The organism is Streptomyces sp. NPDC088923, assembly GCF_044749745.1.
Classification (GTDB): domain Bacteria; phylum Actinomycetota; class Actinomycetes; order Streptomycetales; family Streptomycetaceae; genus Streptomyces.
Genome location: NZ_JBIVIO010000001.1, coordinates 1,882,136 through 1,905,845 on the forward strand (window position 1 = coordinate 1,882,136; position 23,710 = coordinate 1,905,845).

General features: G+C 72.5%; 21 protein-coding genes. 13 read left to right on the top strand and 8 right to left on the bottom strand.

From position 1 onward, the window contains the following. Window positions 1-101 precede the first annotated feature (101 nt). Entirely contained in the window at window positions 102-1,055 is a 954-nt protein-coding gene (locus ACIP4O_RS08475) for an ACP S-malonyltransferase (RefSeq protein WP_401572955.1), read from the bottom strand. Between the two features lie 89 nt (window positions 1,056-1,144). Beyond that, entirely contained in the window at window positions 1,145-2,356 is a 1,212-nt protein-coding gene (locus ACIP4O_RS08480) for a PucR family transcriptional regulator (protein ID WP_401572957.1), read from the bottom strand. 93 nt (window positions 2,357-2,449) lie between these two features. On the opposite strand from ACIP4O_RS08480, the gene ACIP4O_RS08485 reads away from it, so the two are divergent. Then, window positions 2,450-3,154: a pirin family protein gene (locus tag ACIP4O_RS08485; RefSeq protein ID WP_401573895.1), complete on the top strand. Its 705-nt coding sequence runs from the start codon at window positions 2,450-2,452 to the stop codon at window positions 3,152-3,154. Between the two features lie 6 nt (window positions 3,155-3,160). Here the strand turns inward: ACIP4O_RS08485 and ACIP4O_RS08490 are convergent, their stop codons facing one another. Then, a complete protein-coding gene (locus ACIP4O_RS08490; protein ID WP_401572959.1) occupies window positions 3,161-4,015 on the bottom strand; it encodes a serine hydrolase domain-containing protein in 855 nt (284 codons plus the stop codon). 109 nt (window positions 4,016-4,124) lie between these two features. Between ACIP4O_RS08490 and ACIP4O_RS08495 the strand changes: the two genes are divergently transcribed. After that, window positions 4,125-4,577 (top strand): MerR family transcriptional regulator, encoded by a 453-nt coding sequence (locus ACIP4O_RS08495; protein ID WP_401572961.1) that lies wholly within the window; start codon window positions 4,125-4,127, stop codon window positions 4,575-4,577. A 42-nt stretch (window positions 4,578-4,619) separates the two neighbouring features. Here the strand turns inward: ACIP4O_RS08495 and ACIP4O_RS08500 are convergent, their stop codons facing one another. The 3 genes from ACIP4O_RS08500 to ACIP4O_RS08510 all read right to left on the bottom strand — a co-directional run bounded on the left by ACIP4O_RS08500 (window position 4,620) and on the right by ACIP4O_RS08510 (window position 7,893). After that, window positions 4,620-5,534 carry a DUF4429 domain-containing protein gene (locus tag ACIP4O_RS08500; protein WP_401572963.1) on the bottom strand — a complete coding sequence of 305 codons (915 nt, stop codon included), beginning with the start codon at window positions 5,532-5,534 and terminating at the stop codon, window positions 4,620-4,622. A 205-nt stretch (window positions 5,535-5,739) separates the two neighbouring features. Continuing rightward, the gene (locus tag ACIP4O_RS08505) at window positions 5,740-6,957 is read right to left on the bottom strand and encodes an alpha/beta hydrolase (RefSeq protein ID WP_401572965.1); all 1,218 of its coding nucleotides are present in this window, start codon (window positions 6,955-6,957) and stop codon (window positions 5,740-5,742) included. A 129-nt stretch (window positions 6,958-7,086) separates the two neighbouring features. After that, window positions 7,087-7,893, bottom strand: coding sequence for a TetR/AcrR family transcriptional regulator (locus ACIP4O_RS08510; RefSeq protein WP_401572967.1), 807 nt, complete (start codon window positions 7,891-7,893; stop codon window positions 7,087-7,089). 252 nt (window positions 7,894-8,145) lie between these two features. On the opposite strand from ACIP4O_RS08510, the gene ACIP4O_RS08515 reads away from it, so the two are divergent. Next, window positions 8,146-9,636: an MFS transporter gene (locus ACIP4O_RS08515; protein ID WP_401573897.1), complete on the top strand. Its 1,491-nt coding sequence runs from the start codon at window positions 8,146-8,148 to the stop codon at window positions 9,634-9,636. A gap of 180 nt (window positions 9,637-9,816) precedes the next feature. Then, the gene (locus ACIP4O_RS08520; RefSeq protein WP_361322121.1) at window positions 9,817-10,203 is read left to right on the top strand and encodes a peptidase inhibitor family I36 protein; all 387 of its coding nucleotides are present in this window, start codon (window positions 9,817-9,819) and stop codon (window positions 10,201-10,203) included. Window positions 10,204-10,239: 36 nt separating this feature from the next. Here ACIP4O_RS08520 and aceE read toward each other — a convergent pair whose 3' ends face one another. Next, window positions 10,240-12,966, bottom strand: coding sequence for a pyruvate dehydrogenase (acetyl-transferring), homodimeric type (gene aceE, locus ACIP4O_RS08525; RefSeq protein WP_401572969.1), 2,727 nt, complete (start codon window positions 12,964-12,966; stop codon window positions 10,240-10,242). Window positions 12,967-13,414: 448 nt separating this feature from the next. Here aceE and ACIP4O_RS08530 point away from each other — a divergent pair, with 448 nt between their 5' ends. The 6 genes from ACIP4O_RS08530 (at window position 13,415) to ACIP4O_RS08555 (ending at window position 18,148) form a co-directional block, all read left to right on the top strand. Continuing rightward, window positions 13,415-13,855, top strand: coding sequence for a DUF3052 domain-containing protein (locus ACIP4O_RS08530; protein WP_361322115.1), 441 nt, complete (start codon window positions 13,415-13,417; stop codon window positions 13,853-13,855). Between the two features lie 144 nt (window positions 13,856-13,999). After that, window positions 14,000-14,458, top strand: a complete 459-nt coding sequence (locus tag ACIP4O_RS08535) for a peroxiredoxin (protein WP_164283772.1) — start codon at window positions 14,000-14,002, stop codon at window positions 14,456-14,458. Between the two features lie 171 nt (window positions 14,459-14,629). Continuing rightward, window positions 14,630-15,205: a TerD family protein gene (locus ACIP4O_RS08540; RefSeq protein WP_361322109.1), complete on the top strand. Its 576-nt coding sequence runs from the start codon at window positions 14,630-14,632 to the stop codon at window positions 15,203-15,205. Between the two features lie 229 nt (window positions 15,206-15,434). After that, window positions 15,435-16,010, top strand: coding sequence for a TerD family protein (locus ACIP4O_RS08545; RefSeq protein WP_007827518.1), 576 nt, complete (start codon window positions 15,435-15,437; stop codon window positions 16,008-16,010). Between the two features lie 73 nt (window positions 16,011-16,083). Beyond that, window positions 16,084-17,211 (top strand): DUF475 domain-containing protein, encoded by a 1,128-nt coding sequence (locus tag ACIP4O_RS08550; protein ID WP_401572972.1) that lies wholly within the window; start codon window positions 16,084-16,086, stop codon window positions 17,209-17,211. Window positions 17,212-17,392: 181 nt separating this feature from the next. Further along, window positions 17,393-18,148, top strand: coding sequence for a Tellurium resistance (locus tag ACIP4O_RS08555; RefSeq protein ID WP_164283780.1), 756 nt, complete (start codon window positions 17,393-17,395; stop codon window positions 18,146-18,148). Between the two features lie 149 nt (window positions 18,149-18,297). On the opposite strand, the gene ACIP4O_RS08560 is transcribed toward ACIP4O_RS08555, so the two are convergent. Then, window positions 18,298-19,035, bottom strand: a complete 738-nt coding sequence (locus tag ACIP4O_RS08560; RefSeq protein WP_401572974.1) for a TerD family protein — start codon at window positions 19,033-19,035, stop codon at window positions 18,298-18,300. A 196-nt stretch (window positions 19,036-19,231) separates the two neighbouring features. On the opposite strand from ACIP4O_RS08560, the gene ACIP4O_RS08565 reads away from it, so the two are divergent. Genes ACIP4O_RS08565 through ACIP4O_RS08575 form a run of 3 tightly spaced genes read left to right on the top strand, consistent with a single transcriptional unit; the run spans window position 19,232 to window position 23,693 of the window. Beyond that, the gene (locus ACIP4O_RS08565) at window positions 19,232-20,407 is read left to right on the top strand and encodes an HpcH/HpaI aldolase/citrate lyase family protein (protein WP_401572976.1); all 1,176 of its coding nucleotides are present in this window, start codon (window positions 19,232-19,234) and stop codon (window positions 20,405-20,407) included. A gap of 5 nt (window positions 20,408-20,412) precedes the next feature. After that, window positions 20,413-22,884, top strand: coding sequence for a phosphoribosyltransferase (locus ACIP4O_RS08570; RefSeq protein WP_401572978.1), 2,472 nt, complete (start codon window positions 20,413-20,415; stop codon window positions 22,882-22,884). Next, complete coding sequence (locus tag ACIP4O_RS08575) at window positions 22,881-23,693, top strand: hypothetical protein (protein WP_401572980.1); 813 nt, start codon at window positions 22,881-22,883, stop codon at window positions 23,691-23,693. The genes ACIP4O_RS08570 and ACIP4O_RS08575 overlap by 4 nt, the downstream gene beginning before the upstream one ends. Window positions 23,694-23,710: the final 17 nt, after the last annotated feature.

A 23,710-nucleotide genomic window follows, 5' to 3' on the forward strand; every position in this document is an offset into this window, starting at 1 on the left:
CTGACGGGGCTCCTCGTCGTCCGGGCGGTTCGGGGCGGGCGGTACGGGGTTCGGCTTCGCGGGTCGGGGGCGGGCGCCGCGGCGGGCGGGCGCCTCGGTGCTCAGGCGGAGTGCTCCGCGACGAGCGCGCGGGCCGCTTCGAGGTCCTCGGGGGACTTCAGCGCGAGCTTCGCGACACCCGGCAGGGCACGCTTGGCGAGACCGGTGAGCGTGCCACCGGGGCAGACCTCGATCAGGGCGCTCGCGCCCCGCTCCGCGAACGTCTCCATGCACAGGTCCCAGCGGACCGGGTTGGCGACCTGGCCCACGAGCCGGTCGAGCACCTCGCCGCCGGTCGTGACCAGGGCACCGTCCTTGTTCGACACGTACGCGAGCGCCGGGTCCGCCGGGCTCAGCCCGGCCGCCGCCTTCGCGAGCACGTCGACCGCCGGGGCCATGTGCGAGGTGTGGAAGGCGCCCGCGACCTGGAGCGGCACGACGCGGCGCACACCCTCGGGCTTGTCCTCGGCCAGCGCAGCGAGCTGCGCCGTCGTCCCCGCCGCGACGACCTGGCCGCCGCCGTTGACGTTCGCCGGGGTCAGGCCCAGCTTCTCCAGGTGCGGCGCGACCGTGGCGAGGTCCCCGCCGAGCAGCGCGGCCATGCCGGTCTCGGTGACCGCCGCGGCCTCGGCCATCGCGAGCCCCCGGGTCCGTACGAGCCTGAGCGCCGCCTCGGCGTCCAGGACCCCGGCGAAGGCGGCGGCCGTCAGCTCGCCGACGCTGTGCCCGGCGACCGCGCCGGGGCGCAGCGTGCCGAGAAGCGGCGCCGCGGGGTCCTCACCGAGGGTCCCGGCGAGCGCGGCGGCCGAGAGCAGCCCGGCGGCCACCAGCAGCGGCTGCGCGACGGCGGTGTCCCGGATCGCGTCGGCGTCGGCCCGCGTCCCGTAGTGGACGAGGTCGAGTCCGATCGTCTCGGACCAGCCCGCGAGCCGCTCGGCCGCGCCGGGCAGTTCGAGCCAAGGGGTCAGGAAGCCGGGCGTCTGGGCGCCCTGGCCGGGAGCGACAAGTACAAGCACGCTCACACTCTCTCTTGTGAAGGGTCCGGTACACCGGTGGGGACAGGGACGAATAACCGACAGGGTAATTGTCGGGATCGCACAAAAGCCTAGGATCGCTGCTCGGCCGCGGCCAGGCGCCCCAGGATGAGCGCGATGCGCAGCGTGAAGGCGGAGCGTACATCCGAAGGTGACCAGCCGGTGACGTCAGTCACACGTCGGAGCCGGTAGCGCACGGTGTTCGGGTGCACGAAGAGCATCCGCGCGGCGCCCTCCAGGCTGCTCGCCTGCTCCAGGTAGACGCTCAGCGTTTCCAGGAGCGCCGAGCCCGCCTCCTGGAGTGGTCTGTAGATCTCCTCCACCAGCTGGTCCCGCGCGGCGGGGTCCGAGGCCATCGCGCGCTCGGGGAGGAGATCGTCCGCGAGCACCGGGCGCGGGGCGTCCTGCCACGCCGCCGAGGCGCGCAGCCCGGCCGCGGCCGCCGCCGCCGAACGGGTCGCGGCGAGCAGGTCGGTGACCACGGGACCGGCGACGACCGGACCCGCCGCGTACGGGCCGATCAGGGACTTCGCGACGGCGAGCGGATTGTCGCTGCCGCCCGCGATGACGACGAGGCGGCTGCCGAGCACCCCGGTGAGGACCTGGAGCTTGGCGTGCCGGGCGGCACGCCGGATCGCCTCGACGGTCAGTTCGCTGTCCCCGTCGGGAGCGGTGCCGAGCAGGACGCACACGTACTCCGGCGCGTTCCAGCCGAGCGCGGCGGCCCGCGAGACGGTGCCCTCGTCCGCCTCCCCGGAGAGCACCGCGTTGACCACGAGCGACTCCAGGCGCGCGTCCCAGGCGCCCCGCGCCTCGGCGGCCTGCGCGTAGACCTGCGCGGTCGCGAAGGCGATCTCGCGGGCGTACCGCAGCAGCGCCTCGCGCAGCACCGCCTCGTCGCCCGGCGCGGCCACGTCGTCGATCGCGCTCTCCATGACCTCGATCGTCGTACGGACCATCTCGACGGTCTGCCGCAGCGTGACCGCCCGGGTCAGCTCGCGCGGCGCCGTCCCGAAGACGTCCGTGGAGATCGCCTGCGGGGCCTCCGGGTGCCGGAACCACTCCGTGAAGGCCGCGATCCCGGCCTGTGCCACGAGCCCGATCCACGAGCGGTGCTCGGGAGGCATCGCCCGGTACCAAGGCAGCGTCTCGTCCATCCGCTGGATGGCGCGGGCGGCGAGCCGTCCCGAGGAGTGCTCCAGCCGCTTGAGGGTCGCCGCGTGCGGGTGCGCGGGGGTCTGGGAGGCGGGCGAGGCGGCGGGGCGGGATACGGAGTCGGGCACGGGACCAAGACTGCCTTATCGCGTCGCCGAACGCGGCGGCCGGGGTCCGTCACCGACCGGATGCGGTGGGTGACGGTGGGTGCCGCCGCTACGGTGGGCGCCGTGATCGACGTACGACGCGGCGCTGACCGCTACCCGGGCGGGGAACCGGAGGCGGGCATCACGACCCGGCACGCCTTCTCCTTCGGCCCGTACTACGACCCGGACAACGTGCGCCTCGGGGCGCTCACCGCCTGCAACGAGGAGCGCCTCGCGGCGGGCGCGGGCTTCGCCGAGCACCGCCACAGCGACACGGAACTGCTCACCTGGGTGGTCTCCGGGCAGCTGAGCCACCGGGATTCGCAGGGCCGCTCCACCCTCGTCGGCCCCGGTGACCTCCAGCACCTCGGTGCGGGCGCGGGCGTCCACCACGTCGAGCGCAACGACGGCGCCGGACCCCTCGTCTTCCTGCAACTCTGGCTCGCCGCCCGCACCCCCGCCCTCACCCCCCGCTACACCGTCGCCCGCTCGCTCGCTCGGCCCTACGAGGTCCCCGAGGCGGGCGCCGTGCTCCGCGTCGCCCGCCCGGACCCGGGCGGGACGCTGCCGCTGCCGGCCGCTCCGTACGGGTACGTCCATGTCGTGCGCGGCGAGGCCGAGTTGTTGCGCGACGGGGCGGTGGGGGAGACGGCAGGGGAGCGGCTCGCGCCGGGCGATTCCGTACGGGTACGGGACGGGGCCGACGCGGCGGGCGCCGTGCTGCGGGCGCGCGCCGCGTGCGAGGTGCTGCTCCTGGAGCTGGCCAACCCGTTCGCGTAGGCCCGCTCAGGCGGCCCGCAGTTCCGCGAGCACCGCGTCCGTCAGCGGCGGCCACGCCTCGACCGCCCAGGGGCCGAAGGCGCGGTCGCTGAGCGCGACGCACGCCGCGCCCGCCTCCGGGTCGACCCAGAGGAAGGTCCCCGACTGCCCGAAGTGGCCGAAAGTGCGCGGTGAGGAGTGGGCGCCGGTCCAGTGCGGGGACTTGCCGTCGCGGATCTCGAAGCCGAGGCCCCAGTCGTTCGGCTTCTGCCGCCCGTAGCCGGGCAGGACGCCGTCCAGGCCGGGGAAGGCCACGCGCGTCGCCTCCGCGACGGTGCCCGCGTCGAGCAGGCGCGGGGCCTGCAACTCGGCGGCGAACAGGAGCAGGTCGTCCACGGTCGAGTGGCCGTCCTTGGCGGGCGAGCCCTCCAGCGCGCTCGCGCGCATCCCGAGCGGCTCGAAGACCCCTTCGCGCAGGTACTCCGCGAAGGGGATGCCCGTCGCCCGCGCGACGTGCGCGCCGAGTGCCTCGAAGCCGGTGTTGGAGTAGATGCGGCGCGTCCCGGGCGCGGCCTGGACGCGGTCCTCGTCGAAGGCGAGGCCGCTCGTGTGGGCGAGGAGGTGGCGCACGGTCGCGCCCTCGGGCCCGGCCGGCTCGTCGAGTTCGATCGCCCCCTCCTCGTACGCGAGCAGGAAGCCGTACGCGGCGAGCGGCTTGGTCACGGAGGCGAGGGCGAAGCGGTGGTCCGCGGGGCCGTGCCGTCCCACGACGGTCCCGTCCGCGCGGACGACTCCGGCGGCTGCGGTCGGGACGGGCCAGGCTGCGATCGACTTCAGGCTGTCAAGGCTCACAGGGCTCACAGGGCTCACGGGGCTCTCCATGCGGGCGAGTCTAGGCGTCGTCTTCAGGCCACCGGCGAGCGCGTATTGCCTGGAGTGCGCTCAAGGGTTCTACGGTGGGTGCGGTCCGCCTCACCCCGAAGGGACACCCATGACCCTCGCCCATCCCGTCGCCCCCGCAGGCCCGGTCAACGGCCGCGACCTGTGCCTCGCGAAGCTGGACGACTACCCGCGCCCGGACGGCAGGGACCACTACACGATCAGCGAGGTCGTCACGCTCACCGGGCTCAGCGCCCACACCCTGCGCTGGTACGAGCGCATCGGGCTGCTCGAAGAGGTGGACCGCTCGCACACCGGGCAGCGCAGGTACCGCAACCGCGACCTCGAATGGCTCTCCTTCGTCAACAAGTTGCGGCTGACGGGGATGTCGGTGGCGGACATGGTGCGGTACGGGGAACTGTCGCGGGCGGGGGAGCACACCGTCGCGGAGCGGCGGGAACTCCTGGAGGCGACGCGCGAGGAGGTCCGCTCGCGGATCGCGGCACTCCAGGACACGCTGGGGGTCCTCGACCACAAGATCGGGATCTACTCCGGGAGGGCGTGAGGGGCACCCGCAGGAAGCGGAACAGCCCCCGCCCCACCCGCTTCACAACTGCGCCAGCAATTCCTTCTTCTTCGTCGTGAACTCCTCGTCCGTGAGCAGCCCCGCGAGGTGCAGTTCGCCGAGGTGGCGGATGCGCTCGGCGATGTCGGCCGGGTCGGAGCGCAGCGCGGCGACGGGTGGCGCGCTCTCGCCCGTACCGCTTCGCGCGGCGCTGCTGCGGGTGGCGGCGAGGACGGCGGCGGCGAAGGGGAGGGACTCGTGCACGGGGCCGTAGCCGAGGCCGAAGACGACGGCCGCCGGGTCGTGGTCGGCGGCGGGGCCCGTGGCCGTCCCGGACCCTGTGCCCGGGCCGGGCGCCGTGGCCGGGCCGGGGGCCGGGTGGCGGGGCAGCAGGCGCAGGTAGCCGTCGAGTATCTCGGGCGAGCGCCACTCCACCCCGCTCAGCGCCGCGACCGGGAAGGACTGGTCGCCCGCCTTCCACTTCGCGCTCGACGCGCCCGTGCGCGACCAGCGGAAGGAGACCACCGAGCCGTCGAAACTCGCCTTGCCGTCGTACGCCTTGAACTGCTGCGGCCCCTCGGGCGCCGCGACGAGGAAGCTCTCGGCGGGCTCCGCCACGCCGGGGCCGAGGCGGTCGCGGATCTGCGCCGCGTGGAACTCGGCGAGTTCCGCACGCTCGGCGGGCAGCACGAGGCGGTACGGATCGCAGCTCTCCTTGAGCTGCCCCGCCGCTGCCTCCATCAGCGGGTCGGCGCCCGCGCGCGGCACGGCGCGCAGCACGACGGTGCCGCGCCGCCCCGGGACGAGCGTCACCGTGTCGATCGCCGTGAGCGGCACCCGGCGCTCCCCGAGTACCTGGAGCAGCTTCGGTGTCCGGATTCCCCGTTCGTAGCGGATGAGCACGGAGTCCTCCGCGAACTCCCAGGTGGCATGGAAACCGGCCAATACATCACCCATGCGGCTCATCGTATGCGGCACGCGCGTCTCCGTCCCCTCTCCTGCGGCCCACCGGTCCGCTTGACCGGCGCTTTCCTCCCGGGCCCCGACCTCTTGCTTCTCTCCCGTCCCGCCCGGTGTACGCGGTGGCGGGTACGGACGTTCCGTCTCCGCTACGCGTCCCGGCGGGCGTGCCCGCGGTACGGCCACGGCACGGGGGCGGGGCTCAGGCGCGGCTCGTGCCCCGCGCGGGCACCCCCGTCCTGCACCCCGCGCCGCCCGGCGCGCAGCCGACGTCACCGAAGTCCCCCGTGCCGATGTGCGCGAGATTGCGCAGGCTCGCCGTACCGGGCACGAAGTAGCCACCGTGCCCCACCGCGCCCGTCGAGGAGAAGACCCGCGCGCCGAAGTCCTTGCCGACCGGGTCGGCGCCGTGCCCGAGCGCGCCGAACTCGACGTGCGGCACATCCCTGATCCAGTCGCCCGCGTCCCGCGTCGCCCACACCCGCGCCTTCGTGCCGAGCCCGGCCGCGTTCCCGCTGCGCATCCCCGGGCTGCCCGCGACCGCGATGTCGGTGACCGCGCGCGGCAGCCGGTCGGCGGCCACCCCGCACACCACCGAGCCGTAGCTGTGGCACACGAGCGCGACCTTCAGCCCGCCCGGCAGCCCCCGCACGAAGTCGTCGAGCCGCCCCGCGCCCTCCCGCGCCCGGCTCGCCGTCGCCGCCTCGATGCCGATCCCGCCGGGTGCCGTGTAGTCGGCCCAGGCGATCACGGCGGTACGGGCCCGGGGCGCCGCCGCGCGTTCGGCGGCGTAGAGCGAGCGGCCCATCCCCGAGGGCGCCGTGAAGGGCCGGTTGGTGCGCTCGAACGTCATGAGCGCGGTGTCGACACCCGGGACGACGACCGAGACGCGGCGCGCGTGCGCGAGGTCGCCGAAGACCTCCGCCGCGCGGCCCGAGCCGTTCGGGTCGAAGGCGAGGAAGTCGCGGTCCGGGCGGAGCATCGAGGTGTAGCGCGCCACCAGGTCCGCCGCCTCGTCGTGTCCGTCCGGCGACAGGCGCGGGTCGCGGGTACGGCGCACCTCGTGGTCGCGGGCCTGGGTGAGCGCGAGACGGTTGGCGGCGAAGCGCAGCGTGAGCGGGGCGCCGTTCATGTTGCCCACGGCGAGCGGGAAGCGGTGCGCGAGGTGCTCGCGCTGGGCGGGGCGCAGCGCGGCGAAGAACTCGCGCAGGCGCTCCGGCGGCGAGGCGGCGTCCGGCAGGGCGTGGTGGTCGAGGCGCGCGTGGTTCCAGGCCTGTACCGACAACTGGAGCGGACCGCCCGGGTCGTGCCGGGCCTTGACGGCCGTCCAGCCGGTCGTGGCGAGCATGACGAAGACGACCGCCACCGCGAGCAGCGCTCGCCAGGCGTTGAGTTGGGGGGACGAGTCGAAGGAAGTCACTGCGCCACACCCTAGGAGACGGCAAGTGCCGGAGACCAAACCGGTGAGCCACATCACCCTGGCGCCCGCCGGATGGGAGCCGATCGGCCCTCACCCGTCCGGGAAAGCGGCACCCGGCGGCCCTCCCGGTCAGGACAGCACGGCCCCCTCCTCGTCGGCCGGGCGGGCGCCGGTGGCCGGGTCGGCGGTCGCGGACTGGCGCGGTACGAGCCCCGTACGGTCGCCCGGCTCCGTACCCGCACCGCGCACCCCGTCCGCGTCGGCGCCCTCCTCTCCCCACTCCCGCACCAGCGCGGGGGTCAGGTGGTCCAGGTGCTGGACGGCGAGGGCGCGCAGCGCCTCGACGCTGCCGTCCTGGCCCGCGCCCCAGCGGTGCTCGGTGAGCCGCATCACGCCGCCGAAGGCCGCGACCACCACGCGGGGCCGCAGGTCCCGCTCCGGGTCGACGCCCTCGCGCGCGGCGATCACGCGCGCCATCTCCTCCTCGCTCTCGCTCGCCCGCCGCAGCCGCGCGGCGAGCAGCGCGGGGGTCCTGGCCACGAGGCGGCACGTGCGCAGATGCAGGTCCACGGGGACGGAGAGTCCGGCCACCTCGGGCAGCCCGCCCCAGGACTCCAGAACCGCGCGGCGCAGCGCGAGCACCGGGGGCTCGCCCGCCGGGCGCGCGCGCAGGGCCTGGAGGAACCACCGCTCGATGAGTTCCTGGGTCGCCAGGGCGACGTGCTCCTTGGTGGCGAAGTAGCGGAAGAAGGTGCGGGTCGAGACCTCGGCGCGGGCGGCGATCTCGTCCACCGTCGTGCTCTCGTAACCGCGTGCGGCGAAGAGTTCCAGCGCCGTGCGCAGGAGCCGCTCCCGGGTGCGCGTCTTCTTGCGCTCGCGCAGGCCGCCCCGCTCGCGCGCGCCGCCCGCCTCGCGGTCCTGCCTCTGCTCCGTCACCTTGCTCCTCGCTCCTTCGCCCGGGGCCCCGCGCACGAGCTGGCCCTTTGTCCCGGGGCGCGGTTCCGTCAGTTACCGGCATATGAATTTGATTGTCAACTGACAGGCGGTGACAGTAATTTGACCGCCATGACTAGTCAGACCACCGTCGGACCGGAGGACGGGACGCCGCTCGCGCCCGTCGGCAAGGGAGCACGCGGCAGCCTGCGCGGCCGTCCTTGGCTGACCCTCTTCGGAGTTGCTATCGGCGTCATGATGGTCGCCCTTGACGGCACCATCGTCGCCATCGCCAACCCGGCCATCGCGGACGACCTGAACACGAGCCTCGCCGGGGTGCAGTGGATCACCAACGGCTACCTCCTGGCCCTCGCGGTGGCGCTCATCACGGCGGGCAAGCTCGGCGACCGCTTCGGCCACCGCCAGACCTTCCTGATAGGCGTGGCGGGCTTCGCGCTCGCCTCCGGCATCATCGGGCTCTCCTCCAGCGTCTCGCTCGTCGTCGCCTTCCGCGTCCTGCAAGGGCTCTTCGGTGCCCTCCTGATGCCGGCCGCGCTCGGCCTGCTGCGCGCGACCTTCCCCGCCGAGAAGCTCAACATGGCCATCGGCATCTGGGGCATGGTGATCGGCGCGTCCACGGCGGGCGGCCCGATCGTCGGCGGGCTGCTCGTCGAGCACGTCTCCTGGCAGTCCGTGTTCTTCGTCAACGTGCCGGTCGGCGTCGCCGCCCTCGTCCTCGGCCTCTTCATCCTCAAGGACCACCGCGCCGAGAACGCCCCGCGCTCCTTCGACGTCCCGGGCATCGTGCTGCTCTCCGGAGCCATGTGCTCCCTGATCTTCGCGATCATCAAAACGGGTGACGGCTGGAGCTGGGGCGACGGGCGCACGTGGGGGCTCCTCGCCCTCTCGGTCGTGTGCTTCGCCGCCTTCGCCTACTGGCAGACGCGCGCGAAGGAACCGCTCGTGCCGCTCGCCATGTTCCGCTCGGTCGCGCTCTCGGCGGGCACCGTGCTCATGGTGCTCATGGCGATCGCCTTCCTCGGCGGTCTCTTCTTCGTCACCTTCTACCTCCAGGGCGTGCACCGGCTCAGCGCCGTCGACAGCGGCCTGCACCTGCTCCCGCTCACCGCCATGATGATCGTCGCCTCGCCGATCGCCGGGGTGCTCATCACGCGCTTCGGACCGCGCGTGCCGCTCGTCGGCGGGATGCTCGCCACGGCGGCCTCGATGTTCGGCCTCTCGACCCTGGAGGCCGACACGGGGACGGCCACCATGTCGCTGTGGTTCGCGCTCCTCGGCCTCGGCCTCGCGCCCGTCATGGTCGGTGCCACGGAGGTCATCGTCGGCAACGCGCCGCTGGAACTCTCCGGCGTCGCGGGCGGCCTCCAGCAGTCGGCGATGCAGGTCGGCGGCGCGCTGGGCACGGCCGTGCTCGGCGCCGTGATGGCCGCGCGCGTCAACAAGGACCTCCCGGGCAACTGGACGGACGCGGGGCTGCCGAAGCTCAGCGGCGCCCAGCTCGACCAGACGTCCCAGGCCGTCCAGCTCGGCGTCCCGCCCGTACCACCGCACACCCCGGCGGACGTCGCCGCGCGGATCACGACCGTCGCCCACGACACCTTCATGTCCGGCATGGGGCTCGCCTGCACCGTCGCCGGGATCGTCGCCCTCGTCGCGGCGGCCGTCGCGACGCTCACGAAGCGCGGCGACAACGCGGCGGAGGGCGCGAGCGCCGCGCACATCTGACCCGCTCCCCACGTCAACACGTCAACGAAGGGCCCCACCGGCTCACCCGGTGGGGCCCTTCGTGCCGTCCGGGGACCTTTTCCCCTATCAGTGCGGTCCCGCTCGTGGCGGCTTCCGGAGCGGATACGGGGCGGCCCAGAGTGCGCGTCAGAACCGGCAGCCACCGAAAGGACCCGCTCCATGCGTACGACCCTCACCACGCTCGCCTGCGCCCTCGCCCTCGGCGCGACCCTCCTCACCCCGGCCGAGGCCGCCGCCCCGGTCCGCGCCCCTTCCGCCGGCTCCTCGGGCGCGTGCGGCCGGGGCGAGCTGTGCCTGTGGCCCGGCACGGGGTACGGGGGCCGCCGCACCGTCCACGAACTCTCCGGCACCGACATCGAGAGCTGCGTCCCGCTGAGCGGCAGAGCGGGAGCCCTCTCCCTGGCCAACCGCACGGGCCGCCCCGTCACGACGTACCAGTCCGCGGAGTGCGGCGAGACGGGAGAGTTCGAGACGTATCCGGGCGGGGGCACGTGGCTCCCTGAATCGCCTTACCGGGTAAGGGCCTTCAAGATCTGGGAGAGGTGACCGCGGCACACGTGCGGCCCCTCCCCGCCGGAGGGGCTACGCGTCGCCCCCGGCCGCACCGGGATCGGCCGCCGCCACATCCAGCAACTGGTAGCGGTCGATCGCCCGCCGCAGCACCCCGTGTTCGAGCGCCCCGTCCCGCACCAGCTCCGTCAGGACCCCCAGCACGATCGAGGGCGCGTCGATGTGGAAGAACCGCCGGGCCGCGCCTCGCGTGTCCGCGAAGCCGAACCCGTCGGCCCCCAGCGACCCGTACCGCCCCGGCACCCACCGCGCGATCTGGTCGGGAACACTCCGCATCCAGTCGGAGACGGCCACGTACGGGCCGCCCGCGTCCGCCAGCCTCCGCGTCACGTACGGCACCCGCGTCTCCTCCTCCGGGTGGAGGAGGTTGTGCTCCTCGGCCGCGACCGCCTCGCGCCGCAGTTCGCTCCACGAGGTCGCCGACCACACGTCCGCGCGCACGTCCCAGTCCTCCGCGAGCAGCCGCTGCGCCTCCAGCGCCCAGGGCACCGCCACGCCCGAGGCGAGGATCTGCGCGCGCTGGCTCCCGGCGTCGCCGCGGCGCAGCAGGTGCAGGCCCTTGAGGATGCCCTCGACGTCCACGTCCGCCGGTTCGGCCGGGTGCTGGATCGGCTCGTTGTAGACCGTCAGGTAGTAGAAGACGTCCTCCGCCTCGGGCCCGTACATGCGCCGCAGTCCGTCGCGGACGATGTGCGCGATCTCGTAGCCGTACGCGGGGTCGTAGGCGAGGCACGCCGGATTCGCCGAGGCGAGCAGCTGCGACTGCCCGTCCGCGTGCTGAAGCCCCTCGCCGGTCAGCGTCGTGCGCCCGGCGGTCGCCCCGAGGGCGAAACCGCGCGCCAACTGGTCGCCCATCTGCCAGAACTGGTCGCCGGTGCGCTGGAAACCGAACATCGAGTAGAAGACGTAGACCGGGATGAGCGGCTCGCCGTGCGTCGCGTACGCGGAGCCCGCCGCGATGAGCGAGGCGACGCACCCCGCCTCCGAGATGCCGTCGTGCAGCATCTGACCGGTCGGGGACTCCTTGTAGGCGAGCAGGAGTTCACGGTCGACCGATTCGTACTGCTGGCCGAGCGGGTTGTAGATCTTCGCGCTCGGGAAGAACGAGTCCATCCCGAACGTGCGGTACTCGTCGGGCGCGATGAGCACGAAGCGCCGCCCGATCTCCTTGTCCCGCATGAGGTCCTTGAGCAGCCGTACGAACGCCATCGTCGTGGCGATCGACTGCTGCCCCGTGCCCTTCTTCACCGTCGCGTACGTCTTGTCGCCCGGCAGCTCCAGGGGCTTGGCGCGCACGACCCGCGTCGGTACGTACCCGCCGAGCGCCTGCCGCCGCTCGTGCATGTACTGGATCTCCTCGGAGTCCCTGCCCGGGTGGAAGTACGGCGGCAGGCCGCCCTCCAGGTCCTTGTCGGGGATCGGCAGGTGGAGGCGGTCCCGGAAGCCCTTGAGATCGTCGACCGTGAGCTTCTTCATCTGATGGGTCGCGTTGCGGCCCTCGAAGTTCGGCCCGAGCGTCCAGCCCTTGACGGTCTGCGCGAGGATCACCGTCGGCTGGCCCTTGTGCTCCTTCGCCGCCGAGAACGCCGCGTACACCTTGCGGTGGTCGTGGCCGCCGCGCCCGAGGTGCAGGATCTGGTCGTCGCTCATGTTCTCGACCATGGAGCGCAGCCGCTGGTCCCCGCCGAAGAAGTGCTCCCTGATGTACGCGCCCGTCTCCGTCGCGTACGTCTGGAACTGGCCGTCCGGCGTCGTGTTCAGCTTGTTGACGAGCAGGCCGTCGCGGTCCTGCGCGAGCAGCGGGTCCCACGTGCGGTCCCAGATCAGCTTGATCACGTTCCAGCCGGCGCCCCGGAACTGCGACTCCAGCTCCTGGATGATCTTGCCGTTGCCGCGCACAGGCCCGTCGAGGCGCTGGAGGTTGCAGTTGACGACGAAGGTCAGGTTGTCGAGGTTCTCGCGCGCGGCGATCGAGAGCTGGCCGAGCGACTCGACCTCGTCCATCTCGCCGTCGCCGAGGAAGGCCCACACGTGCGAGCGCGAGGTGTCGGCGATCCCGCGCGCCTCCATGTAGCGGTTCATCCGCGCCTGGTAGATCGCCGAGAGCGGTCCGAGGCCCATCGAGACGGTCGGGAACTCCCAGAAGTCCGGCATCGAGCGCGGGTGCGGGTAGCTCGGCAGACCGTTCGGGGCCTTCGACTTCTCCTGCCGGAAACCGTCGAGCTGGGCCTCCGTGAGGCGGTCCAGGAGGAAGGCGCGGGCGTAGATGCCGGGCGAGGCGTGGCCCTGGAAGAAGATCTGGTCGCCGCCGTCGCCCTCGTCCTTGCCCCGGAAGAAGTGGTTGAAGCCGACGTCGTAGAGGCTCGCCGAGGAGGCGAACGTCGCGATGTGCCCGCCGACCCCGATCCCGGGGCGCTGCGCGCGCGAGACCATGACGGCCGCGTTCCACCGCGTGGCGTTGAGTACCTTGCGCTCGACCTCCTCGTTGCCGGGGAAGAAGGGCTCGTCCTTCGTCGCGATCGTGTTGACGTAGTCGGTGCTGCGCATCTCCGGCACGGCGACGCGCTTCTCGCGGGCCCGCTCGATGAGGCGGAGCATCAGGTAGCGGGCGCGCTCGCTGCCGCGCTCGTCGACGGCGGCGTCGAGCGAGTCGAGCCACTCCTGGGTCTCCTCGGGATCGAAGTCGGGGACCTGGCTGGGGAGGCCGCCGATGATGATCGGGGTGGGGTCCTGGGGCACGGGGTTCCCTTCGGGGGGCGGCGGTGGGGTTGACACGATATGTGCGGGTGCGGGTGCGCACCGTGAACGTGGCGCGTCGGGTTCGCCCCTGTGCGGCTTCCCTCGGGGCTCCGCCCCGAACCCCGCTCCTCAATCGCCGGAGGGGCAGAAGAGGGGCCCCGCGCAAAAATCAGCCCCTCCGGCGATTGAGGAGCGGGGTCTGGGGCGGAGCCCCAGGAGGGGGCCCAGGTGCCGCAGGGGAGAATTAGGGAACAATGGGCACCATGGGCGAGTGCACGAAGCGGAGCGCAAAGGTGTCCGAAGTTGGAGGACACCGCCCGGAAAGTCACCGTTTCGGCGGTCTCGGCTGCCGGGTACTTGCGCGATCGGTCCCGCCCGTGTGGACTACGCCCCATGCCCCCGCGCCCGCGGGGGCGCAGCACATCCCGAAACGATCAGGAGGCAATCCGTGAGCGCGACCGCGGACCACGCGGAGGAGCGGACCAGCCCTGCCGTACGGCTGGGTTTCCAGCCCGAGCAGGTGGTCCAGGAGATCGGCTACGACGAGGACGTCGACCAGGAACTCCGCGAGGCCATCGAAGAAGCCACCGGCACGGAGCTGGCGGACGAGGACTACGAGGACGTCGTCGACGCCGTCGTCCTGTGGTTCCGCGACGACGACGGCGACCTGACGGACGCGCTGGTCGACGCCTCGCAGCTGGTCGACGACGGTGACCTCGTCCTGCTCCTGACCCCGAAGACGGGCCGGGACGGGTACGTCGAGCCGAGCGACATCAACGACGCGGCGCGGACCGCCGGATTCACCCAGACCAAGAGCACGAGTGTCGGCAAGGACTGGATCGGCACCCGTCTGGTCACCCCGAAGGGCAACTCGAAGACCAAGCGCTGAACCGTACGGCGCCGACCGGGCCCCCACCGCTCCACAGACTCCACCGGGGCGGCGGGGGCCCGGTGCGTAGGGTGGGGTCGGCGCCGGGCTCGTACGGCCCGGGGCGCCCTTACCCGTACGTATCACCGCAAAGGATCGGTACCCATGGCGATCGAGGCCGGCACCAAGGCCCCCGAGTTCGAGCTCAAGGACAACCACGGCCGCACCGTGCGCCTCTCGGACTTCCGCGGCGAGAAGAACGTGGTGCTTCTCTTCTTCCCGTTCGCCTTCACCGGGGTCTGCACCGGCGAGCTGTGCGCCCTGCGCGACGAGCTGCCGAAGTTCGAGAACGACGACACCCAGCTGCTCGCCGTCTCCAACGACTCGATGCACAGCCTGCGCGTCTTCGCCGAGCAGGAGGGCCTGGAGTACCCGCTGCTCTCCGACTTCTGGCCGCACGGCGAGGTCTCGCGGGCCTACGGCGTCTTCGCCGAGGACAAGGGCTGCGCGGTGCGCGGCACCTTCATCATCGACAAGGAGGGCGTCGTGCGCTGGACGGTCGTCAACGACCTCCCGGACGCGCGCGACCTCGGCGAGTACCTCAAGGCGCTCGACACGCTCTGATCCGGTCTTCCCCGGCTCGTCCCGGGGGTCCGACACGCACTGCGGAACCCCGGGCGAAAGAGCCCGTTTCCGGCGGGAACCGGTCACTACTATCCGTACGTTGTCCCGGATAACGACGTACGAAGGTGGCGACCGGCACTCGCCACCACCCCCGACATCATTGGAGGACCCGTGGGAGTCAGCCTCAGCAAGGGCGGCAACGTATCCCTGACCAAGGAGGCCCCCGGCCTCACCGCCGTGACCGTGGGTCTCGGCTGGGACGTGCGCACGACGACCGGCACCGACTTCGACCTCGACGCCAGCGCGATCCTCACCAACGCCGAGGGCAAGGTCTCCGGCGACGGGGACTTCGTCTTCTTCAACAACCTCAAGAGCTCCGACGGCTCCGTCGAGCACACCGGTGACAACACCACCGGTGAGGGCGAGGGCGACGACGAGCAGATCAAGGTCAACCTCGCCGCCGTCCCCGCGACCGTCGACAAGATCGTCTTCCCGGTCTCGATCTACGACGCCGAGAACCGCCAGCAGTCCTTCGGCCAGGTCCGCAACGCCTTCATCCGCGTCGTGAACCAGGACGGCGGTACCGAGATCGCCCGCTACGACCTCTCCGAGGACGCCTCGACCGAGACCGCCATGGTCTTCGGCGAGCTGTACCGCAACGGCGCCGAGTGGAAGTTCCGCGCCATCGGCCAGGGCTACGCCTCGGGCCTGCGCGGGATCGCCCAGGACTTCGGCGTCAACGTCTGAGGCGTACGGGGTTCTGCCCCGTACGGGTTCGTGAGCCGTACGGCTCCGCGAGCCGTACGGGGCGCTGAGCAGCCGTACCAGGCAGGCACCGGCCGCGCGCCCCTGCGCCCGCCGCCCGCGACGAGACCGCCCCTCCAGGGCGCCGTCCCGCCCCGGGCGGCCGGGCGGCGGCGCGCGGCCCGTTCCGTACCGCCTCCGCTCTTCAGCGGTTCACCAGGGGAGGAAACACATGGGTGTCACGCTCGCCAAGGGAGGCAATGTCTCCCTCTCCAAAGCCGCGCCGAACCTGAGCAACGTCCTCGTCGGCCTCGGCTGGGACGCCCGCTCGACCACCGGCGCCCCCTTCGACCTCGACGCCAGCGCCCTGCTGTGCGCGAACGGCCGGGTGCTCGGCGACGAGTGGTTCGTCTTCTACAACCAGCTCACCAGCCCCGACGGCTCCGTCGAGCACACCGGGGACAACCTCACGGGCGAGGGCGAGGGCGACGACGAATCGCTCCTCGTCGATCTCGACAAGGTCCCCGCGCACTGCGACAAGATCGTCTTCGCCGTCTCCATCCACGAGGCCGAGGCCCGCAGGCAGAGCTTCGGGCAGGTGTCCAACGCCTTCATCCGCGTGGTCAACCAGGCGGACGGGCAGGAACTCGCCCGGTACGACCTCTCCGAGGACGCCTCGACCGAGACCGCGATGATCTTCGGCGAGGTCTACCGCTACGGACAGGAGTGGAAGTTCCGGGCGGTCGGTCAGGGGTACGCGTCCGGCCTGAGGGGCATCGCTCTAGACTTCGGGGTCAACGTTTCGTAAAGCCGGACACGGCGCGGAGGGAGTGCTCCTCCAGACAGGTCCGGAGGGGCCCTCCAACGATGGGGAATACGCAGTGCTGTTGAAAACCTTCGGCTGGTCCTTCGGGATCACCGTGCTCGGGCTGATCGCCGCCGCCTTCTACGGCGGCTGGACCGCTTTCGGTGTCGTGGCGATCCTCGCGGTCCTGGAGATCTCGCTCTCCTTCGACAACGCGGTGATCAACGCCGGAATCCTGAAGAAGATGAACGCCTTCTGGCAGAAGATCTTCCTCACCGTGGGCGTCCTGATCGCCGTCTTCGGCATGCGGCTCGTCTTCCCGGTCCTGATCGTGGCGGTCACCGCCAAGATCAACCCGGTCGACGCCGTGGACCTCGCGATCAACAACAAGGACCACTACCAGGAACTCGTCACCGACGCCCACCCGGCCATCGCGGCCTTCGGCGGGATGTTCCTGATGATGATCTTCCTCGACTTCATCTTCGAGGACCACGACATCAAGTGGCTGGGCTGGCTGGAGCGCCCGCTCGCCAAGCTCGGCAAGGTCGACATGCTGTCGGTCTGCGTCGCCCTGATCCTGCTGCTCATCGCCTCCATGACCGTCGCCACGCACGCGCACGTGCACGGCGGCGGCCACGTCGACAAGGCCGAAACGGTCCTGCTCTCCGGGATCGCCGGGCTCATCACGTATCTCATCGTCGGCGGGCTCTCCGGGTTCTTCGAGAACAAACTCGAAGAGGAGGAGGAACGCGAGGAAGAGCGCGAGGAGGCGGCCGTCAAGGGCGGCACGTCCCGCTCCGCCGTCGCGCTCGCCGGCAAGGGCGCCTTCTTCATGTTCCTCTACCTCGAAGTCATCGACGCCTCCTTCTCCTTCGACGGGGTCATCGGCGCCTTCGCGATCACCAACGACATCATCCTGATGGCGCTCGGCCTCGGCATCGGCGCGATGTACATCCGTTCGCTGACGGTCTACCTCGTCCGCCAGGGCACCCTGGACGACTACGTCTACCTGGAGCACGGCGCGCACTACGCGATCGGCGCCCTCTCCGTACTCCTGCTCGTCACCATCCGGTACGAGATCCCCGAGGTCGTCACCGGGCTCATCGGCGTCGTGCTGATCGCCGCCTCCTTCTGGTCCTCGGTGCGGCGCAACAAGCGCATCGAGGCGGAGGAGGGACACGAGGCGGAGAAGGTCTCCGTCTGAGCCCTCCCTGGGCCCGCCGGACAGCGGGGCCGCGCGCTTTCGGCCAGGTCACGGCCGAAGCGCGGGCCCTGGTGTAACGGGCCCCGGGCGCTGGGCACCCTCTTCGTGGGGGCGGTCCGAGGACACCTCGGGCCGCCCCCACGCGCGTTGGTCACGACCGGAACGACAGAGGTGTGTGGGCATGGCCTTCCTGGACGGGCTGCGGGGCGGAGCCGCCGCCTTCGACAGCGGAAACACGAGCGGCAGCGCGATCGAACTGACCAAACGGCACCCCACGGTCTCCCTCTCCAAAGAGGGCGCCGTCTCGGGGAACCTGCGGGTCAATCTCTCCTGGCGGATGCGGACGAGCGACTTCGGCGAGCGGCGCCCCGGCACGGGGCTGCGCGGGCTGCGCGGCGGCTGGCGCAACCCGCTGAAGTTCTTCCAGCCCGATGTCGTCCAGGCGCACACGCAGTCCATGGTCAACGTCGACCTCGACCTCGGCTGCCTCTACGAGCTGAAGGACGGCACCAAGGGCGTCGTGCAGCCGCTCGGCGGCTTCCTCGGCGACCTCAACGAGCCGCCCTACCTCAAGCTCAGCGGCGACGACCGCTTCGGCGCCCCGTCCGGCGAGACGATGTACATCAACCTCGACCAGAAGGACGAGTTCAAGCGACTGCTCGTCTTCGTCTACATCTACGACCAGACGCCCGCCTTCGACCGGACGCAGGCGCAGGTCACCCTCTACCCCAGCAGCGGCCGGCAGATCGTCATCGACCTCGACGAGCGGGCCCCGGAGGCGCGGTCGTGCGCGGTGCTGAGGATCGAGAACGTGAAGGGGGAGCTGGTCGTGCACCGGGAGGTGCGGTTCGTGTACGGGTTCCAGGCGGAGCTTGATCGCTTGTACGGGTGGGGGTTGCAGTGGGGGCGGGGGTTCAAGTCCAAGGCGGGGCGCTGACGCGGGGCGGGAGGGTGGGCTGGCGTTTCTGAACGGATGCGCCGGTCTGCGGGGTTTCTGGGGCTCCGCCCCAGGCCCCCCGCTCCTCAAACGCCGGAGGGGCTGGATATCGGTGCCGGCCGGATTCTTGGTGCGGCCGGTTGACCGCGTTACCTGATGAACTGCGGGCCCATCAGGGGGAGGCCGCTGTCCGGCTCGTGCTGGGGGTAGCCGTAGGGGTCCGGTTGTGGGGGGTAGCCGTACGGGGCCGGGGGGGCCGTGGGGGGCTCCGGGTAGCCGTAGGCGGGCGCGGGGGCCGGGACGGGGGGCGGTTCCGGGGTCGGGGCCGGGTCGGGGGCCGCTGATTCGTCGACCGTGATGCCGAAGTCCGTCGCCAGGCCGATCAGGCCGTTGCTGTAGCCCTCGCCGAGCGCGCGGAACTTCCACTCGCCGCCCCTGCGGTACAGCTCCCCGCAGATCAGGGCCGTCTCCGCGCCCGTCTCGGCGCGGATCTCGAAGGACGCGTAAGGCTCCGCGTTCTCCCCGGCCGCCGCGTCGAGCAGCAGCAGGCGCAGGTCCCGTACGCCCTCGAAGGGCAGGCTCTCTGCCGAAGCGACGAGCAGGACGCGTTCCACCTCCGCGTCCACCCGGGTCAGGTCGGCCTGAATCGTGTCCCGCATGGCGCTGCCCAGGCGCCGCTTCCCGAGGCTCCACACCGTCCCCGAGGGGTGCCGGGGCTGGTTGTAGAAGACGAAGTCGTCGTCCGAGCGCACGCGTCCGTCCGCCCCGAGCAGCAGCGCCGAGGCATCGACCACCGAGACCTCGGGGCTGGGCGACCAGCACACGACGGCGCGGACCGCGGCCGCCTCGACCGGGACGTTCGAGCCTTTCAGCATGGCGTGCGTCATGCCGTCATCCTGCCTTCCCGAGGCGCCCGCGGACAACGCGGGTGCCCCCGTGCCGCACGGGCGAGCGGCCCTTCCGTATCGGGCCGCCCACCCCCCGTTACCAGAAGTTCACGGGCTGAGGGAACCACTCCGGGTAGCTCGTACGTACTATTACCGGTCACTTCTACTCGAACGTTTCTTCCTCTTGAGAGGTCAGATGCAGCATTTCGGGCACATCGCCCCGGCGGAGCGCGCCCGGCTCTTCCACCGGGAACCGCGCGCCTTCGCCGCGGACTCGCCGCCGGAGTTCCTCGCGACCGCGCTCGGCGCGACCCTGTACACGCCCGCGACGCGGCCCCGGCTCGCCGAGGACGTGCGCAAGCAGGCCGCGCGCGGGACGGTCTCCATGGTGCTGTGCCTGGAGGACTCCATCAGCGACGAGGACGTGCCCGCCGCCGAGCGGAACCTCGTCCACCAGCTCGGCGTCCTCGCCGCCGGGCCCGCCGACGCGCTCCCGCTGCTCTTCGTACGGGTCCGCACGCCCGAGCAGCTCAGCGATCTCGCCCGCCGCCTCGGCCCCTCGATCCGCGTGCTCAGCGGCTTCGTCCTGCCCAAGTTCACCGAGAAGTGCGGGCTCGCCTTCCTGGAGGCCCTCGCCGCCGCCGAGACCGCCGCCGGGCACCGGCTCCACGCGATGCCCGTGCTCGAATCGCCCGAACTGCTCCACCTGGAGACCCGCCACGAGGCCCTGGCCGGAATCGCGCGCACCGTGCGCGCCCACCGCTCCCGCGTCCTCGCCCTGCGCCTCGGCGTGACCGACTTCTGCTCCGCCTACGGACTGCGCAGACCCGCCGACCTCACCGCCTACGACGTCCGCATCGTCGCCTCGGTCATCGCCGACGTCGTCAACGTCCTCGGCCGCGCGGACGGCACCGGCTTCACCATCACCGGGCCCGTGTGGGAGTACTTCCCCGTCGCCGAGCGCATGTTCAAGCCCCAGCTGCGCCGCACGCCCTTCGTCGGCGGCGAGGCGGACGAGCTGCGGGACGCGCTCATCGAACGCGACATGGACGGTCTCCTGCGCGAGATCGCGCTCGACCGCGCCAACGGCCTGCTCGGCAAGACCTGCATCCACCCCAGCCACGTCGCCCCCGTGCACGCCCTCTCCGTCGTCACGCACGAGGAGTACAGCGACGCCGAGGACATCCTGCGGCCCGAGCGGGGCGGCGGCGGGGTGCTCCGCTCCGCGTACACGAACAAGATGAACGAGGTGAAGCCGCACCGCGCCTGGGCCCAGCGCACCCTGCGCCGCGCGGACGCCTTCGGCGTCGCCCGCGAGGACGTCGGCTTCGTCGACCTCCTCGCCGCGGTCACCCCGCAGGACACCCTGTGAGCCCCATGGACGAGAGAGACGGACAGCACGTGGTGTGGACAGGGAACTGGGTCGCCGAGCGCCTCGGCGTACGGCTGAGCGGCGCCCCCGGCATCGAGGAGCTGCTCGGGCTCGCGCTGCGCCGCAACCCCAAGCGCGCCCACCTCCTCGTCTCGCACGTCCTCGGCAAGCACGTACCGCGCTCCCCGCGCGTCGTCGCCGAGACGGGCCGCGCGCTCGGCCGCGAGGTCCGCGCGCTGCTCGGGGAGGCCGCGGACGGGGCCGTCGTCCTCGGGTACGCCGAGACGGCCACCGCGCTCGGGCACTGCGTCGCCGACGGCATCGGCACCGCCCCGTACCTGCACTCCACGCGCCGCCCCGTCCCCGGCATCACCCCGGTCGGCAGTTTCGAGGAGGCGCACTCGCACGCCACCTCGCACCTCCTGCTCCCCGCCGACCCGGCGCTGCTCACCGCGCCGGGCCCGCTCGTCCTCGTCGACGACGAGTTCTCGACCGGCTCCACCGTCATCAACACACTGCGCGAACTGCACGCCCTGCGCCCCCGCGCCCGCTACGTGGTCGTCGCCCTCACCGACATGCGCGGCCCCGCCGACCGCGCCCGCCTCGACGCCCTCGCCGCGGAGCTGGACGCGCGCGTCGACCTCGTCGCCGCCGTCGCCGGGCGCGTCGAGCTGCCCGGCGACGTCCTGGACCGGGGGCTCGCGCTGGTCGCGGCCGAGGAAGCGCGACAGGCCGCCGTCCCGGCACGTACCGACGACGGCGTACGGCCGCGCGCGAGGCCCCTGCGGCTGGAGCTGGACTGGCCCGCCGGGCTCCCCGAGGGCGGCCGGCACGGCTTCGCGCCCGCCGACAGGGACCGGCTCGACGCCGCGCTGCCCGCCCTCGCCGCCCCCGTGCGCGCCGCGCTCCCCGAGGGCGGCGGACGCCTGCTCGTCCTCGGCACCGAGGAGCTGATGTACGCGCCGTTGCGCCTCGCGGAGGCCGTCGAGGCGAGCACGCCCGCGTGGGACGTGCGCTTCTCCACCACGACCCGCTCCCCGGTCCTCGCCGTCGACGACCCCGGCTACGCGATCCGCACCGCGCTCACCTTCCCCGCCCACGACGACCCGGCGGACGGCCCGGGCCCGCGCTACACGTACAACGTCGCGGGCGCGGGCTTCGACACGGTCCTCCTCGTCACCGACGCCGCGGGCGACACCCCCGCGCTGCACGCGCCCGGCGGCCTCCTCGACACCCTCGCCCGCCACACCCCCCACCTCCTGTACGCGGCGCTCCCGCACGACGTACCCCGCGCGCCCCGCGTCCCCCGCCCCCGTACCGCACCGGAGGACACCCTGCTCCCCGAACCGCTCCGCGGTCCCGCCTTCTCCAGCTACCCCGCCGAGGACGTCGGCTGGCTGCTCCAGGACCTCTCGGACACGCCGCTCGAAGCCCCCACCGAGGAGCGCGAGGAGGCGATCCAGAGCGGCGGCGCGCACTACGCCGAGTCGCTGCCCGTCGAGTACCAGCCGACCCCCGCCTACCAGCGGCTCTACCACGAGGCGCTCGACGCCTCCGCCGCGCGCGTCGCGACGGCGGTCGGCACCGTCACCGAGACCGTGCTCGCCGAGCGCTCCCGGCGCCCCGTCCTCGTCTCGCTCGCCCGCGCCGGGACCCCGGTCGGGGTGCTCATGCGGCGCTGGGCGCGCGAACGGCACGGCATCGACGTACCGCACTACGCCGTCTCGATCGTGCGCGGGCGCGGCATCGACGCCAACGCGCTGCGCTGGCTCGCCGCCCACCACGACCCGCGCGACGTCGTCTTCGTCGACGGCTGGACGGGCAAGGGCGCCATCACCCGCGAACTCTCCGAAGCGCTCCAGGACTTCCCCGGTTTCGACCCCGGGATCGCCGTCCTCGCCGACCCCGGCTCCTGCGTGCGCGTCTACGGCACGCGCGAGGACTTCCTCATCCCGTCCGCGTGCCTCAACTCCACCGTCTCCGGGCTCATATCCCGGACGGTGCTGCGCGCCGACCTCGTCGGCCCGAACGACTTCCACGGTGCCAAGCACTACCGCGAACTGGCCGGTTCGGACGTCTCGAACGCCTTCGTCGACACGATCGCCGCGCGCTTCGCCGAGGTCACCGAGACCGTGGAGCAGCGGGCCAAGGAACTCGCCGGCAGCGACCGCGCGCCGACGTGGGAGGGCTGGCGAGCGGTGGAACGCCTCAGTGAGGAGTACGGGATCAACGACGTCAACCTCGTCAAGCCCGGCGTCGGGGAGACCACGCGCGTGCTCCTGCGCCGCGTGCCCTGGCGCATCGTCGCGCGGCGCGACGCGGGCGCCGACCTCGACCACATCAGGCTCCTCGCCGAGCAGCGCGGCGTCCCCGTCGAGGAGACCGACGACCTCCCGTACACATGCGTGGGGCTCATCCACCCCCGCTACACACGCGGCGCCACCGGCGCGGACGGCAAGGCGGTGAACCTCGCGTGAGCCGCGTCCTCGTCGCGAGCGACCTCGACCGCACCCTCATCTACTCCTCGCGCGCGCTCGCCCTCACCGGCCCCGACGAGAGTGCCCCGCGCCTCCTGTGCGTCGAGGTCTACCAGGGCCTGCCGCTCTCGTACGTCACCGAGACCGCCGCCGCGCTCCTCACCGAACTCGCCGCGCGCACCGCGTTCGTCCCGACCACGACCCGCACCCCCGCGCAGTACGCGCGCGTCCACCTCCCCGGGCCCCCGCCCCGCTTCGCGATCTGCGCCAACGGCGGCCGCATCCTCGTCGACGGCGAGAGCGACCCCGCCTGGAGCCGCCGCGTGGAGCACGCCATCGCCGCCGACTCCGCGCCGCTCGCCGCGATGCGTGAGCGCCTGCTCGACGGCGCGGACCCCGAGTGGCTCCTCAAGGAACGCGTCGCGGAGGACCTCTTCGCCTACCTCGTCGTCGATCGCGCGCTGCTCCCCGCGGGCTGGCTCGACGAGACGGCCGCCTGGGCGCACGACCACGGCTGGACGCTCTCGCTCCAGGGCCGCAAGCTCTACGCGGTTCCGCGCGCCCTCACCAAGAGCGCGGCCCTTGACGAGGTCGCCGCGCGCACCGGCGCGACGCTCACCCTCGCGGCGGGCGACTCGCTCCTCGACGCCGATCTCCTCACCGCGGCCGACCACGCCTGGCGCCCCGGGCACGGCGAACTCGCCGACCAGGACTGGCGGCACGAGGGCGTGACGGCGCTGGAGGAGGTGGGAGCGGCGGCGGGCGAGGAGATCGTCCGCCGGTTCCTGAAGGCGGCGGCGGGGGAGTAGCGCGGGCCCTCCCCGCG

What these genes read in the sequence shown, in the direction of transcription:
- ACIP4O_RS08515 (WP_401573897.1), top strand. Translation starts at nt 8,146, where the DNA reads ATGATGGTCGCCCTTGACGGCACCATCGTCGCCATCGCCAACCCGGCC.
- ACIP4O_RS08545 (WP_007827518.1), top strand. Translation starts at nt 15,435, where the DNA reads ATGGGTGTCACGCTCGCCAAGGGAGGCAATGTCTCCCTCTCCAAAGCC.
- ACIP4O_RS08565 (WP_401572976.1), top strand. Translation starts at nt 19,232, where the DNA reads ATGCAGCATTTCGGGCACATCGCCCCGGCGGAGCGCGCCCGGCTCTTC.
- ACIP4O_RS08500 (WP_401572963.1), bottom strand. Translation starts at nt 5,534, where the DNA reads ATGGGTGATGTATTGGCCGGTTTCCATGCCACCTGGGAGTTCGCGGAG.
- ACIP4O_RS08495 (WP_401572961.1), top strand. Translation starts at nt 4,125, where the DNA reads ATGACCCTCGCCCATCCCGTCGCCCCCGCAGGCCCGGTCAACGGCCGC.
- ACIP4O_RS08520 (WP_361322121.1), top strand. Translation starts at nt 9,817, where the DNA reads ATGCGTACGACCCTCACCACGCTCGCCTGCGCCCTCGCCCTCGGCGCG.
- ACIP4O_RS08555 (WP_164283780.1), top strand. Translation starts at nt 17,393, where the DNA reads ATGGCCTTCCTGGACGGGCTGCGGGGCGGAGCCGCCGCCTTCGACAGC.
- ACIP4O_RS08490 (WP_401572959.1), bottom strand. Translation starts at nt 4,015, where the DNA reads ATGGAGAGCCCCGTGAGCCCTGTGAGCCCTGTGAGCCTTGACAGCCTG.
- ACIP4O_RS08560 (WP_401572974.1), bottom strand. Translation starts at nt 19,035, where the DNA reads ATGACGCACGCCATGCTGAAAGGCTCGAACGTCCCGGTCGAGGCGGCC.
- ACIP4O_RS08570 (WP_401572978.1), top strand. Translation starts at nt 20,413, where the DNA reads ATGGACGAGAGAGACGGACAGCACGTGGTGTGGACAGGGAACTGGGTC.
- ACIP4O_RS08535 (WP_164283772.1), top strand. Translation starts at nt 14,000, where the DNA reads ATGGCGATCGAGGCCGGCACCAAGGCCCCCGAGTTCGAGCTCAAGGAC.